This is a genomic window from Mycobacterium sp. 1482292.6 (assembly GCF_001672995.1).
GTDB classification, from domain to species: Bacteria; Actinomycetota; Actinomycetes; order Mycobacteriales; family Mycobacteriaceae; genus Mycobacterium; species Mycobacterium europaeum_A.
On the sequence record NZ_LZKV01000198.1, the window covers coordinates 1 to 14,633 of the forward strand.

Here is a 14,633-nt window from a genome sequence, read left to right on the forward strand (position 1 = left end):
TGGCGTAGGCCGCATCCGCGCACGCCCGGATCAACTCGGCGCGCCGGTTCTGCACGGCTTGGCGCATGATCGGCACCCACTGTTCGGCCGCGACGCCTTCCGGGTTCGGCAGGTGGTTGCGCAGCTGACGGTCGATCAGACCGTTGACCGTGGCGGCGACGGCGTCGGCGGTGAAGGCTTCGGTGCCGATCATGCGCCAAGCCGTGCAGAACCGGCGCGCCGAGTTGATCCGGGCGTGCGCGGATGCGGCCTACGCCATGGCTTTTCAGTGGCACCAGGACTTCGCCAACCGGCTCGAAAAGGTGGTCGGCGCGGCCATCGCGTCGCTGGGGCTGCCCTTTGCGCGTGAAGTGGTCGACCAGCTGCGCCGCCACATCGACGACCAGCTGACCGCCGGGGTTGCGCAGCTGGGCAACATGGGCCCGCCCGACATCGTGGCGATCTCGCCGCAGGTGGACGCCGGACTGAGGTCCCTGCACGGGGTGATGACGAACACCGACCAGGTGGTGGCGGCCGTGGTGGACGGATTCCGCGCGACGGTGCGCCGTCAGCTGTTCGCCGACGCGGCCGCCCGCATCGCCGACGTGATGCGCGTGGTGGGTGTGGAACTGCTGGTGCCGCTGCGGGATCGGCTCAGCGAGGCCATGATTCAGCTGGAGATCGCCCGTTCGGAGCCGCCCACCGACGTCGGGCTGGCCCGCCTGGCCACCGATCAGTACGCGGCCTGGCCGGCGGACGCCGACGAGCTGGTGCCCAGCCGGTTCGCCGAAGCGAACAATGAAGTGCTGCTGATCAATTCGACCGCCTTCAAGGGACGCTACGAGGCCGATCTGCCCAAGGCGGTGGCCGGCGCCAACGCGATGATCCCGCTGCAGTCGGCCATCGAGGAGGCGACCGCGCGGGTGATCCTGGGCGAGTGGCAGACCACCGGCGGTGTGGCCGCACCCGGCGGGCTGATCGAGCGCACCGCCACCTGGGTCACCCGCGCGCTGGGCACCGACCCCGAGACGGGCCGCGCCCGGGTTCCCTCGATCGCGCAGTTCGACATCCACACCCGCCCAGTCGAATTGCTGCGCCGGGCCCGGCTGTACGTCGAGCGGCCCGGGGAGTCGTTCGCGGAATTCTGCAAGGTGTCGCTGCGCGACTACGTGCAGGGCGCGGGCGCCTCGGAGTCCGAACTGGTGGCGCGCCGTCGCGACATCGCCACCAAGTTCGCCGAGGCGCTGTCGCTGGCGCGACCGCTGGCCAGCGTCAACGACCAGGCCCTGCAGCGGGTGCACCCCGGTCAGCAGACCGAGTACCGCTACAAGTTCTCCGAGATTCCCTTCGCCGGTCAACCCGTCGACCGGGAACTGTTCGAGGTGATCCGCAACAATCCGCGCATCGACCAGGCGACGAAGGACAACTACGGGCGTTCGCTGTCCGACGAGGACAGCGTGACCCGCATCGACATCTTCGGCTCGTATCCGAACTATTCGCCGCTGGCGTTCGACTCGGTGCTCAAGCCCGCCGCCCAGCAGTGGGCGCAGACCGCGGGGCCCGGGCGGGGCGCCTTCTGGAAATACCGTCGCTCCCGGCCGCTTTCGGCGTCCCTGCCGATGACCGATGAGCAGCGGCGCACCATGACCGGCGGCTGGTTCGTCGGTCAGCTGCTGGGCCGCATCCAGATCCCGGCGTCGCCGTTCACCGAGCCGGTGCGGATCTACGACGCCGACAGCGGGCAGTGGCTGAACTTCCCGAACCCGCTGCTGACGCCGCCGTCGGCGTTCCATGCCCCCTACGACTGGTTGCCCGCGGTGCTGGAATCGATCCTGCTGGCGATCGCGCAATCGCACGAGCCGCCGGTGATGCGATCGCTGCGGCCCTACAGCGTGCTGCGCGAGCTCTACGACGCGCATTCGCAAGACCCCGCGAGCGGCATCGTCGCGCTGTCCGCCCAGGGGCTGCTGCGTGAATTCCTGCAAGGGATCTCGAGCACACCCGGCGTGCAGTCCCGGGTGCCCGGGATCGCCGAGGCCCAGACCGCCGACGCACGCGCCGCGGCGGCGATCGAGTGGCTGACCACCATCCGCGACGTTGCGGCGCAGTATCTTCCGGCGGACATGGCCGGGGCCACCCCCGGCGGGGCGTTCACCACGGTGCCGACGCGCACCACGGCGTCGAACACGCCGATGTTCCGCGACCTGGCGCCCGACGTCTACGCGGCGACCGGCGCGCTGATCAACCTGATCCAGCACGAGGCCGAGGCGCTGGCGGCCGGCGCGGCGGCGGGCGGTCCGGTGCTCGACGGCGGTGCGCCCGTGGTGATTCCCGAGGGCGGGACGTTCTGACCATGGCTGTGTCCAGTGACAGTGCCCTCACGGTGATCGTCTCTCCTCACCTGCATACCGACGAGCTGCTCGGTGTCCTGTGCGATTACTCCGCCGCGGGACTGCTGGGCGTCTTCGTCTGGGTGGACGCCGGCGATGCGCGCGGGCCAGCCACAACGGCGACGATGGTCCGCGACGGGCGGTCGGAAACCGTTGTGCTGCAGCAGGTATTGACCGCCAAGCCCTACGATCGGGTCCGGGTGGCGGTGTTGGTTCCGCTCGAAGCTCCGGCGGACCAGCGGGCGCCCCTGGCCGCCGAGCAGTTCGTCGAACAGGTGGTGCGCAGCACCGCCAGGGGAGCGAGGATGACCCTGCTGCGGATGTTGCTCACCAGTGGGCGGGCCGGAGCCAGTCAGCTCAGCGCGTCGCTGGTCGTGGAGGGCTGGCACAACCTGCTGATCGCGCCGGAGGATTCGCCGGCGCCCGGGCTGGGCGCGGTGCCGTGGGGACACCTGGCCGAACCGCTGGATCTGGCCCAGCGTGCCGCGCCGATGGTCGCCGCGGTGGCCGGATTGTGGGCCGACGTGCAGCAGACCCCCTTCGACAGCGTGGAGATCCTGCCGGGCCAGACGTTGCGCGCGGTGCGCGCGTTCTACCGCAGCCTGGACACCGCCGAGGTGGAACGACGGCTGCGCGCGCGCCTGTTCGATCCGGCCGGACGGCTGCCGCTGCCGCACGGCGGCCAGGTGCCCGTGCTCTACGTCGAGGACGTTGCGGCGGCCACCCAGACGATGGCCCGCGCGCTGTGGACCAAACACCGCGACGTGCTTCGCGGGCCGCGGATGGGCGCCGACGACGTTGCCACGCAGGCCATTTCGATCTGGGCGGCGCTGAAGATGTTCCTGCGCTTCATGGGCGGGGCCCTGCGTAACGCCCCGTCGGCGTGGCTGTCGGCGGTCAAGGGGTCGGTATCGGCGGTGTTGGCCTCGACGGTGCAGGGCACCGTGTTCGGCGGCCGCGAATCCGCGTTCTCGGTGGTCACCAGCAGTCAGCTCGCCGACTGGCAGGACCTCGGCCGCAGCGCCGACACGCTCAACGCGGCGATCGGCGGATCCGCGGCCAACGCGCAACTGGCGCACCAGGATCTCAGCCCGCTGTGGATCGACTTCGTCAACGGCGCGCTGACCCTTGCCGACGGCGGGCGCCGCGCCAAGGGGCTCGACCCGATCCAGGTGGGCGCGGGCGTCGGTGTGCTGGCCAACGCCGCCGACGTCGTACCCAGTCGCGCGGATCGGTTCACGGCCATCCCGACATCGCTGGCCGCGGTGATCGGCGTCACCGACCTGGAGCCGGCCGACGTGCTCGGCGCCGCCGATCTGCGCCAGCGGCTGCAACGCGCCTACTCCGATCCCGCCGCGGGCGTGGAGGCCCGCGGGGCGTCGACCGAGCTGGAGCGCTGGCAGCAGCACGCGTCGAAAAGCTATGCCTGGCAGGCGGGATCGATCCTGGCCGACTTCCTGGGGCGGGCCCGCACCGAGGTGGCGCAGATCGCCGAACAGATCCAGCGGGCGGCCAGCGAGATCTCGATCGACGAGAAGGTGCGCGCCCGCCAACAGGCCATCGGCACCATCCTGGCCACGCTGACCTGGGCGACGCTGGGAGTGCTGGTCGTCCTGGTCGGCATCGCGGTCGCCGGGTTCACCGGCTGGAAATACACGTTGATCACCGGCGGCATACTGCTCGGCCTCTACATCGCGGTGTCGCTGACGCTGTTCCTGTTCGCCCAGCGCGACATGTTCACCTTGATGAATCTGCGGAAATCGCAACAGAATCAGCTCGAGATGATGCAGGCGAATCTGCAGACCGCCCTGCAGGATGTCAGCCGCCTGTCCACCGCCTACGGCCAATACCTGTCCTGGTGTCGCGTGCTGGGGCCGGTGCTGCGCGCGCCCTTCGGGCCCGCTCCGGCGGGGCGCTCGGCCGCACCACTGATTTCCGACGGCCTACCGCGCTGCGCACAGGTCGGGGTCGCCGATCCCGGCGCGGAGCGTGCCGACGACGCGGCACACGCCATCCAGCGCCGCCTCTACGCGCTCGGCTGGCTGACCAAGCCGTGGCAGGAGATGGTCACCCAGGCGGCGGGCCGACTGCGCGAGGACCCCGAAATGCTCTATCGCATGCCGGGTTTCCGGACGTCCTCGGGTCTGGATCAGTGGTCGGCGGCGGTGGCTTCCGGGCAGGTGCATTCCACCGGCGCCGATGCCCTGTGGCAGCGTGTCGAGCAGATGTTCGCCGAGGATGACCGGGTGGGCACGGCGCTCACCGGTGCGGTGTTGGCGCCCGCGGTGGGCCAGCACGTGGGCTCCGAGCAGTTCGCGGCCGGGGTGGTCGACCACCGGCCGGGACAAGCCGCCCCCTTCGATGGCTCGGTGTTCACCGATGCGGCGATGACCGCGGGCCGCTGCGCGGTAGCCATCGATACCGCCACGATCGCCCGGCCCGGCCTGGGTTTCCGGGCCACGGTGGTGCAGGCCAGCGACGGCCTGGCGCCCTATGACTTCACCCTCTTCGAGGTGCCGCTGGCGGCCGCGTCGGGATTCGAAACGGAGAAGACCGCGGTGATCACGCACACCGAGCACCGCGACGCGCCGCCCGGCGGGGATTTGGTGTTCTAGCATGCCCGATCCGCAGCACGCCGGCGACGCCGACGACCCCCGCCTGAACGCCCTGATCGCGTGGCGCCAACGCCTCATCGACTCCGGGGCGGTGTCCAAGGCGGGGTTCAAGGAAACCCACCTGCGGCTGATACTGCGTTCCGGACGCACTGACGTGGAACAGATTCGGGCGATGCTGCCCGGATCGGTCGCCGACTATGCCGAGGAGCTGGCGGCCGTGCTGGCCGAGGTGGACTCGGAATCATCGCCGGGCCGCCATCACCGCCCGGGAAGCCTGTCCGCGGTGGAACCCGACGGTGAGCCGACCGGCGCGGCGGCACTGGCCGACGGCGGGGCTGGCGTCCAACCACCGCTGAGCCCCAGCGATTTCGCCGCCTACACCTTCGGCGAACAGACCGGCCCGCTGGCCGCGGTCACCGTCAGACCATCCCGCGACGACGCCGACGGCCGCGAGCTGGCCTGGACGCCGTACCTGGCGGGCGGCGAGGCCGTGGTGATCTACCGGCTGGTCGCTCAGGAGGACAACGCGCCGTATTCCCCGGATCGGGCCCGGCTGGTGGCGGCCACCACCGCGACCACCGCGGCCGACCCGCTGCCCTCGGCCGCGGCGGTGCGCTACTACCAGGTCTGGACGAACGTCGGTGCGACCCGCGCGGAAGCGCTTGCGGCGCAACCCATCAAGCACGCCGAGGGTGTCGCGGTCAGCCCGGTACGCGATTGCGTCGTTCGACAGGACAACGGCAAGGTCATCGGCAGCTGGACAGTGCCGTCGGCGGTGAGCGCCGTATTTGTGTCCCGGTTGCCGGTCGAGGAAGCCGGTCGTGAGGGTCCCCAGCATCGGATCCTGCTCGACCGTGACAATCGGGCGGGATTCGTCGACTCCGACCCGGCTCCCGGCCGCCATTACCTGTACCGGATTCGGGCGGCCGTACCGGTCAACGGCGTGCTGCGGCTGGCGGCGGCGGTGGAGGCCGACGTCGAAATCGCCGCCGTCCTGACACCGGTCACCGACCTGATGGTGACGTCGGCACCGGGGTCGGCCGAGGGCTTCGAACTCACCTGGAAGCCGCCGGCCGCGGGCGAAGTGGTGATCTATCGCAGCCAGACCGGCCCGGCGGCCGGGGCCGAGGCCAACGACTTGCCCGAGGCGGCGCTCGAGCAGATCGGGCTGACCCCGGATTTGCGCTTGACACAACCGATTAGCGAGCAGCCGGGCCCCGATGGACGGCCGCGGTCGATGATGTCGGGGGTGTCCTGGCCGACGGACTGGAGTCGCGCCTACTTCACCCCGGTCACCGTGCTGGCGGGACGTGCGTTGCTGGGCAAGACCTTCTGCTCGGTACGCACCGGAGCCATCCGCGACGTCGAACTGGCCGAGTACTGCAACAAGCAGGTCCTGACATTCGACTGGCCGCAAGGCGCCGCCGTCGTCGTGGTGTACCTGGCGCCCAAGGGCTACGACCCGCGCAACGGGCTGACCGGCACGTCCTACGAAATCACCGTCGAGCAATACGAAAAGTACGGCGGTCTGCAACTGCCCAACGGCAAGCTCCCGGTGAGCGGGTGTTCCCTGCATCTGGCGCCGGTGGCCTTCTCCGCCGGCCGCCGCGCCATCGGGGCCGTCCGCAGCAGCGAGTACGCCGGCCTGCTGCGGCTGCAATACGCGGTGCAGTTGAGCCGCGACCCGGCGGGGCAACCGTCGCACGCCACCATCTATATGCGGTCCGAATACGACGTGCCCGGGTCGCCGGCCTTCGTGCTGATCAACCACCCGGATCGAATTCCGTTGTCGCCCACCGATGGCGAGGCGCTCGACGCGGCACCGCTGGACGCGCAGGGTGGCTTGGCGGCCACGCCGTCCAAGGAACTGCGGTGGTCGGCGTTGACCACCGCGGGAACCGCCGAGCCGTGGGCCGTCGATCTGCGGGGCCGGCGCGGATGGATCAGGTTGTTCGTCAACACGCCCTCGGCGGCGCGGCTGCGCACCATCGCGCTCCTGGACCCGCCCGTGCACAGCCTCCGCCTCAGCGTGGGCGCACCATGACGCCGCGCTACGGCCAACTCGCCTACACGAGCTTTGACCAGCCGGGAGGCGCGGGGGGCTGGCAGGTCAAGCAGACGGTCGGGGAGCTGTCGGCGGAGGAAACCCAGCGCTTGGCGTCGGGTGTCCGCACCGCCTATCGGCCGGTGACGCCGCTGCCCGACTATCCCACTCCGGAACAGCTGGACGCGGCGCCGCGGCGCCTCGAGTACCGCCGATGGGCCAGCGATGCGGCGGGCTACTGGCACACCGTCGCCGCGGGTGCAGATAGCACCGGGCGGCCGGGCAACGTGTTCGCGCACGTATTGCTGGACAGGGCACCGGATTCGGTGCCGCGGCTGCGACCAATCCAGCGGTGGGGCTCACCGGCGTGGTTACGTCCGTTCGGTGCGGCGGCCGTCGCTCGGGCCACCTTGCCCGGTGATCCGCCGGGCGCGGCGCAAGTCGTCACCCGAGAAACCGCGATCGCGTTCGCCCTGGGCACCAGCACCTGGCGGGTGGGCACCCTGCTCGGATTGCTGGACGCGGTGGCGGCCGCGCTCGACGGGGGCGCACCCGTGGTGTTGGGCGCGGTCTCCGTCGACTCGGCCGCGCAGTGGATCGGCCTGGTGAGTTTCCTCATGTCGCCGGGAACCGCGGCCACCCTGAACTTCAGCACCTTCGATCGCGCCGACCAGCTCGGTCCGGCGCAGCACGCGATCGCGCACCTGGCCGCGGTGCCCATCGTTGACTTGGACACGGTCCCAACCGGTTTCGTGGTCATCGACGAGACCGCGACACTATCGCTCGGGGAGCTGGGTGGCGATCCGCATCGGACCGCTGCCGGCCAGGCGATCGAGGTCACCGCCTGGTCGGTGATGGCACAGGAAGTGCTGCTCGATCCGCAGTCGGCCCTCGCGGTGCTCGACGAACTCGACCACCGCGCCGCGCAAACCCAGGATCGAGACCTGCACCCGGCCTGGCCCCTGGCCGTCACGATCGCCGCCGACGAGGATTTCTCCGCCGCCCATCCCGAAGCGAACGCGATCATCACCGCGCACTCGCCGGCGGGCATCGCCCCCGGATCACCGACCGAACGCCTTGTCGACGAGGCGCTTTCGGCGCTCGTCGGCCAGACTACATCCGACGCCTGGAAGGCAGCCGAACAGCACCTACCTGGCTTCGCCGGCGAGCACGCCACGCTGACCTACCTGTGCCGGGCGATCGACGACGACACCTGGCTGGATCAACTGGGTCCGATTCCGTTGGGCCGCAACACCTATCACGGCCGTCCGGTTCCCGAGCCGCTGACGGCCGCCCTCGGGCCGGCTTTGCAGCGGACCGGCGCCACCGGTGACCCGCAACGACTGCTCAAGCTGGTCGATCTGCTGCTGCGGGCGGGCGTCGACGACGACCGCCTGACGCAGGCCCTCACCGATCGGGTCGCGGCCCAGCTGGCCGACCCGCACGCAGGGCCCACGCTGGCCCGACGGCTGACGCATCGGCTTGGCCCGGAAACCCGGATCGCCGCGGCCGCCGCGACGCTGCGTCTGAATTGGGAAGGCGCCTCGGCGATCAGCGACACCGTGCTGGACTGGTTCGCCGACGGATCCAGCATGCCCACGCCGGGCGAGCTGCTGGCCGCGCAGCCGTGGGATGCGACGTGGACCCGCGCGGCGGTGTGCGGCATGCGCGCCGAGCGCCATCCGAGTGACGCGGACAGCTTCGCCGAGCTGTGGTGGTTCGCGGCGAACGGATCCCCATACCGCGACGAGCTGGCGGCCCGTCACGTGTGGGATCCGGCGCAATTGCTGGCGGCGGGCGGAGCCGCGTTGAGCACCGCGGCGCTGTTGCCGACGCTGCTGGGGGCACCGGACAGTGAGTCGTTGCTGAGGCTGGCCGACGAGATCACCGCCGCCAACAACGATGACCTCGCGGTGGCAAGTGCCGCGCTGCGCGCGGTGAGCCCGGCGTCCTGGGTGCAGCGCGGCTACATCAGCACCCATCAGCGGGCGTACTGCGGGCTGTGGGATACGGCGTTGGGTGAGATGGGCCCTGGGCGGGTGCACGCCGACTGCGCGGCGCGGGTGACGGTGCTGGCGGCCCTGGGCGTGATCGCCGGACAGCCACGCCCCGTGCTCGCGGCTCAACTTGCCGCCGATCGCGCAGTGGCCGGGGCCGCCGCCGAGCAACTGGTCGCCCTCGCCGATGCCGAAATCGTCACGACCACAGAGGTGTTGGCGGCCAGCCTGTTGCGCAGCGACGCTGCCGAGCAGGGCGATGCCGTCGATGCTGTGCTGGCCTCGGCCGCCGCCGCACTGACCTTAAGCCGGCAGTTCAGCGAAGACAACCAGGAGGCGGTGCTCGCGACGATGATGCGGATGGCCGGCAGCAACGAGGCAGCGCCGCCGCGGCGATACCGGAAGCTGCTGAGCGCCATGCTGGCCCGCCGCTCCGACGGGCAAGCGCCGCTGGCTACCCCGTCGGCTCCGATGTGGAGGAACCCCTGATGCCGATCTACGCCCTGACCGCACGTAATCAGCGCGCCCACATACCCGTCGGGCCGCTGTCGGTCTCGATCAGCGGTGCGGTACACGACGCCGCCCTCGACATACAGGGCGCGCAGGGTCAGGCCGTGGTGCGCTCCAGCCCCCAGCATGTCGTCCTGCCCTCGCTGACCGGTCCCGTCACCATCGCCGTGCGCCCCGCCTTCACAACACAATTCGGCGCCGGTACGGTCGTGCATCTCGCGATCGCCCACGATGTGCCCGACGATGCCGACCCCGTCCAGGTGCTGTTCGACCCGGTGGACGTCAGCGGCGACACCGCGGTGGTGTTCGCCGAACTGCGCCCGGCCGGCCACCACATCGAGGTCTCCGTGACCGCCGCGGCCGACACGGCGCTGAGCCCGCTGGCGGCCGCGGCCCGCACCTCGGCGCGGCGTCTCATCGGCCGGGACCGCAAGCAGGCCCACGCCGAACTCGTTGTCGCACTGAACGGTTCGGCGTCGATGCGCCCCTGGTTCGCCGATGGCAGCGCGGCGGCGGCCACCGACGTGGCGGTGGGGGTAGCCGACGCCCTCGGAATCCGCGACGTGGCCGCGGTGCTCGTCGGAGCCGACGTCACCAAGATCGCTGCGGAAAACCACGCCGCCGGGCCGGGTGCGGGGCTCGCCGAAGCGGTGCGCAAGCTACAGCCGCGATGGTCGGCGGGCGCGCGCTGGTCGCGGCTGCGCACCGACATCGCCACCGTGGCCTGTTCGGACTTCCCGGTCAGCGGCGTGCAACGCGGCTTTGCGTTGATCACCCTGTCCGATGACCGCCGGGTCGCCGGACCGCGGCTGCCGGCGCCGCGCTCGGGGCAAGACGCGGCCGCGGAACTGCTCGCGCATCCGCAGGTGCTCGATGACATCACCGCCGGGCTTGTTCGGGCCCTCACATGACCGCGCCCGCAATCCCGGCGATTTTGACCAAATGCCCACGGTGCTTTGCGCTTTTGGATCCCGACCACCACTTGTGGACACTGGCGCCCACCAGTGGTGCACCCCGCTATCACGACGAGGTCGGCTCGGCGTTCCTGGGCGCCAAGGCCGACATCGGGCCGATGTTCCGGTGGGATCGTCCGCCCGGGTACAACGGCCCGCCGCCGCCGAACATCGCCGCCCAGGCGCTGCGCGGTCCCGTCCTCGAGATCTGCCCGGTGTGCCACTTCACGCTGCCCGATCGATGGCGCGAAGGCCAGGCGTACTGCATTGCGATGGCGGGGGCCCGCGCGACCGGCAAGAGCCTCTACATCGCCGTGCTGGTTCGCCAACTGCAGCTGTTGTGCGAACACCTCGGATTCGCGATGGCGCCCGCGACGCGCTCGACGGCCGTCGCCTACACAACCCATTACGAGACACCGCTGTTCGTGCAGCGCGGCCTGATCCCGCCGACGCCGACGATAATGACCCAGACGTCCACGCAGCGCGAGCCACTGATCTTCAGCCTGGGCACCTGGCACGGGGTGCAGCGTTACCTGGTGCTGCGCGACGTCGCCGGCGAGGACATGGAGTCCGGCAACCTGCATTCCCCGCCGTTTCGGTTCTTCAGCAATGCCGAGGCCGTGTTCTTCATGTTCGATCCGCTTCGGGTGCAATCGATTCGGGATCAGCTCCAAGACCTGCTGCCCCCGCAGATGGTGAGCGGGGGAGATCCGGGCGGCGTGCTCAACAACGTGATGATGGCCATCGGATCCGGCGAACCACGGCTGGCGGTCATCTTGTCGAAGTTCGACGCGCTGCGGGCGCTGCGCGACGTCGATGGCTCCGAGTGGAGCATGGTGATGTCCAACGCGGGCGCCGCGTATCTGCGTGATCCCTCGGATTCGGTGCTCTATGACGACAACGACGGTCAATTGCTGCACGAAGAGGTGCGTAGCCTGCTGACCCGGCTCAACGCCGGATCCATCATCGCCGGCGTCGAAAACCCCTCCACCCCAAGGCGGCTGAGGCACCGCTTCTTCGTCGTCTCGGCCCTCGGCCAGCCACCGAGCGGGCAGCGACTGCACGCCCGGGGCATCGCGCCGTTCCGGTGCGTCGACCCGGTCCGTTGGGTCACCTCGAGTTTCGGCGTGCTTTAGGTTTCGGCGCGGCGAACATGACCAACCCACCTCAGAACCCGTTCGAGCACAATCCGTTTGGCGCTACGCCGTTCGGAAGTGTCCCGCCCGGGCCTCCGGTGTATGCGGCGCCGGTGCCACCTCCGGACCGCCCGCCGGTCAACGCGTTGGCGACGTTGTCGGTGGTGTTCGCGTTCGTGTTCGCCCCCGTCGGGGCGGTGCTGGGGCACCTCGGGCTTCGGCAGATCCGGCGCACCGGTCAGCGCGGCCGCGACCGTGCTCTGGTGGGGACGGTGCTGTCGTACGTGGTGATCGCAGTGGTGGTCGGCGTTTTGGTGGTGTGGCTCACGCGGCCCGACAGCCCTGCCGCCCGCACCGCCGCCCCCACCACGGCTTCCCCGCCTGCTGGCCCCGCGATCACGCCGTCCGATCTGGCACGGCTGGTGCCCACTCTCGCCGACGCCAAAGCCATCACCGGTGACGACAAGCTGATACAGGCGGTGATCCTGCGCCGGCCCGAGGATGTTGCGGCCGGCGGACAAACGACCGACCGTCCGGAATGCCGCGGCGCTCTATATGCCGGCGTGCCTGACCTGTACAACGTCGGAGCCCTCGTCAACTACTACATGCCCGTCTTCGCCGACCGGGATGACCCAGCCAACACGAGGTCGATTGACGCTGCCATCGCGGCGTTTCCGGATCCGGCCGCGGCGCAAGCGCAACTGGCGAAGATGTCGTCGGCGTGGCGCCAGTGCGGCGGCCTGCCGGTGAAGATCACGTTCCTCAATAAGAGCACCGTGGCGTTCTCGCTCAACGAGCCGATCGATGCCGGCAACGGCATCACCACCATCGAAGCCGCGGCGCGCGATGACCTGTCGGTGCATGCGATCGCCGCGAAGGCCAACGTCGTGATCGATCTGCTGGTGTCCTACACCGGCAACGACGTGGACCGTGCCCGCCAGACCGCCACGGCCGTCGCCAACCAGATCCTCGACAAGATTCCGGGCTGAACCATGACCAACCCCTGGCAGGGCAACCCATTTGGGCCCAGTCCATTCGGCGGTTCGTTGCCGACGCAAGGTCAGCCACCGCCGCTGCCGCCGTCCGCACCGCGTGACGAGGCGAATGTCCTGGCGACGTTGTCGGTGGTGTTCGCGTTCGTATTCGCACCCCTCGGCGCGATTCTGGGGCACGTAGGACTTTCACAGATCCGGCGCACCGGCCAGCGCGGTCGCGATCGTGCCCTGGTAGGGGTCACGCTCTCGTACGTCTTCATCGCGGTGGCGGTCGTCGCATTGGCCGTCGGGTTGACTCAGGCCGGCAGTCCACCGACGCACCGTGCCGGACCAAGCACGACGACCGCTCCCAGCGCGACGACGACGGCGACCACCACGACACCGCCCCCACCGCCTACCGTCGCGCCCGCAAATCTGGACGGATTGCTGCCCAGCCTCGACGACGTCAGGAACATCACCGGAGATCCGAATCTCAAGGGCGAGGACCCGGTCCACCAACTCACCCCGCTCAGTCCCAAAGATGGGACGTATGACCGGCCCGAATGTGCGGCCACGATCGCCATCGGCATCCCGGACGCCTACACGGTGACCCCGCTGGGCGTCGCCATGTCGGGATTCTTCGACCTTCAGAATGCGGGCGGCCCAAGGGGATCCGTGCAATCCGTGGCTGCCATGCAGGATCCGGCTACGGCGCAAAAGCAATTGGGTGATCTGCGGTCGGTATGGCAGCGATGCGGCGGCTCGACCGTGAAATTGACCTATGCCGACAGTGGTCGAGTCGTGTCGTTTTCGGTCGGTGTGCCTGCGGATTCCGGTGGGGGCATTACCACCATCGATGTCCATGCTCAGGGACAGCCGGTGCGTTTTGTGTTGGCCATGGCCGTCAAGAACAATGTGTTCATCGAGGTGCGGGCGAGCGCCGCCGCCGTCGATCGCGCGCACCAGGCGGCAGTGGACGTTGTCAACTACACACTCGGCAAAATCCCGGGCTGACAGGACCCATCGATGAACCAACCGCAGAATCCATTCGGCCCTAATGCCTTCGGCCAAACCCCGTACGGTGGTGTCCCATACGGGGGAATGCCGCCGGGGCCGCCCATCTACACTGCGCCGCCACCGCAGCGGCGGCGCGCCAACGTCTTCGCGACGTTATCGGTCGTGTTCGCGTTCGTTTTCGCGCCCGCCGGAGCGGTCCTGGGCCACCTGGGCCTGGCGCAGATACGCCGTTCCGGTGAACGCGGGCGTGATCGCGCGATCGTCGGCTTGATGCTGTCGTATGCGGTCATCACGCTGACGGTGGTGGGCGTGGTGGCGTGGGCGACCCAGTCCGACGACGGCTCATCTCGGACGGCGTCAGGCACCAGCGCGCCAGCCTCGACCGGTGCAGGCTCGTCCCCGCCGTCGTCCATGGTCACCCCGACGGGCCTGCCCGCGCTGCTGCCGACGATCGACGACGTCAAACGGTTCGTCGGGGACCCCAACCTCGTTGCCTTGCCACCGACGTTCAGGCCAGGCCCGGATTCCGACAGCGCGTCGGTGGATCGCCCCGAGTGCTGGCCGGTCATGGGGGGCGGCGCTCCGAACTCCGACACGCAGGCCCTCGTGGGTTACTACGGGTTGGTGCTGGTCGACGACCACGACATACCCGCACTCAAGGAAGCGGGGCAGGCGCTCATGTCCTTCCGGGACCCGCCGGCCGCGCAACGGCAGTTGGCGAATCTGGTGTCGATATGGCGCAAATGTGGCGGGTCGACGATGAACATCCTTCCGCCTCCGGGCAAGCAGGCGGCGCCGGTCGCGGTCTCGATGGGTGTTCCCTCCGACGCCGGAAACGGCATCACCGCCATGGTTTTGACCACCCAGGGCCCGGTGCTGCGGTCGCGCAACGACCGAGCGATTGCCGCCAAAAACAATGTGGTCGTTGACATCAATGTCGTACTGGTGGACACCGACCGCGGCCAGCAGGCCGCACTCGACATCGCCAACTTCATCCTCAACAAGATTCCAAGCTGAA

10 protein-coding genes are annotated in these 14,633 nt (G+C 69.7%); 9 read left to right on the forward strand and 1 reads right to left on the reverse strand.

Translation table 11 applies throughout. The features are described 5' to 3' along the window. Positions 1-193, reverse strand: a 193-nt coding sequence (locus tag A5624_RS19630; RefSeq protein WP_231997905.1) for a hypothetical protein, incomplete at its 3' end; no start/stop codon positions are given. Between A5624_RS19630 and A5624_RS19635 the strand changes: the two genes are divergently transcribed. Genes A5624_RS19635 through A5624_RS19675 form a run of 9 tightly spaced genes read left to right on the forward strand, consistent with a single transcriptional unit; the run spans position 192 to position 14,632 of the window. Continuing rightward, positions 192-2,330: a hypothetical protein gene (locus A5624_RS19635; RefSeq protein ID WP_232002285.1), complete on the forward strand. Its 2,139-nt coding sequence runs from the start codon at positions 192-194 to the stop codon at positions 2,328-2,330. The two genes, A5624_RS19630 and A5624_RS19635, sit on opposite strands and share 2 nt — an antisense overlap. Before the next feature lie 2 nt (positions 2,331-2,332). After that, positions 2,333-4,984, forward strand: coding sequence for a hypothetical protein (locus A5624_RS19640; RefSeq protein WP_066869689.1), 2,652 nt, complete (start codon positions 2,333-2,335; stop codon positions 4,982-4,984). Between the two features lies 1 nt (position 4,985). Then, positions 4,986-7,028 (forward strand): hypothetical protein, encoded by a 2,043-nt coding sequence (locus tag A5624_RS19645; RefSeq protein ID WP_066869692.1) that lies wholly within the window; start codon positions 4,986-4,988, stop codon positions 7,026-7,028. After that, on the forward strand, positions 7,025-9,514 hold the full coding sequence (locus A5624_RS19650; RefSeq protein ID WP_066869695.1) for a hypothetical protein: 2,490 nt from the start codon (positions 7,025-7,027) through the stop codon (positions 9,512-9,514). The genes A5624_RS19645 and A5624_RS19650 overlap by 4 nt, the downstream gene beginning before the upstream one ends. Then, a complete protein-coding gene (locus A5624_RS19655; protein WP_066869776.1) occupies positions 9,514-10,446 on the forward strand; it encodes a hypothetical protein in 933 nt (310 codons plus the stop codon). Before A5624_RS19650 ends, A5624_RS19655 begins: the two co-directional genes overlap by 1 nt. A 23-nt stretch (positions 10,447-10,469) precedes the next feature. After that, positions 10,470-11,624: a hypothetical protein gene (locus tag A5624_RS19660; RefSeq protein WP_066869773.1), complete on the forward strand. Its 1,155-nt coding sequence runs from the start codon at positions 10,470-10,472 to the stop codon at positions 11,622-11,624. 17 nt (positions 11,625-11,641) lie between these two features. After that, entirely contained in the window at positions 11,642-12,613 is a 972-nt protein-coding gene (locus A5624_RS19665; RefSeq protein ID WP_066869698.1) for a sensor domain-containing protein, read from the forward strand. Positions 12,614-12,616: 3 nt separating this feature from the next. Continuing rightward, entirely contained in the window at positions 12,617-13,612 is a 996-nt protein-coding gene (locus A5624_RS19670; RefSeq protein ID WP_066869701.1) for a sensor domain-containing protein, read from the forward strand. Between the two features lie 12 nt (positions 13,613-13,624). After that, entirely contained in the window at positions 13,625-14,632 is a 1,008-nt protein-coding gene (locus A5624_RS19675) for a sensor domain-containing protein (protein WP_066869704.1), read from the forward strand. Position 14,633 lies beyond the last annotated feature (1 nt).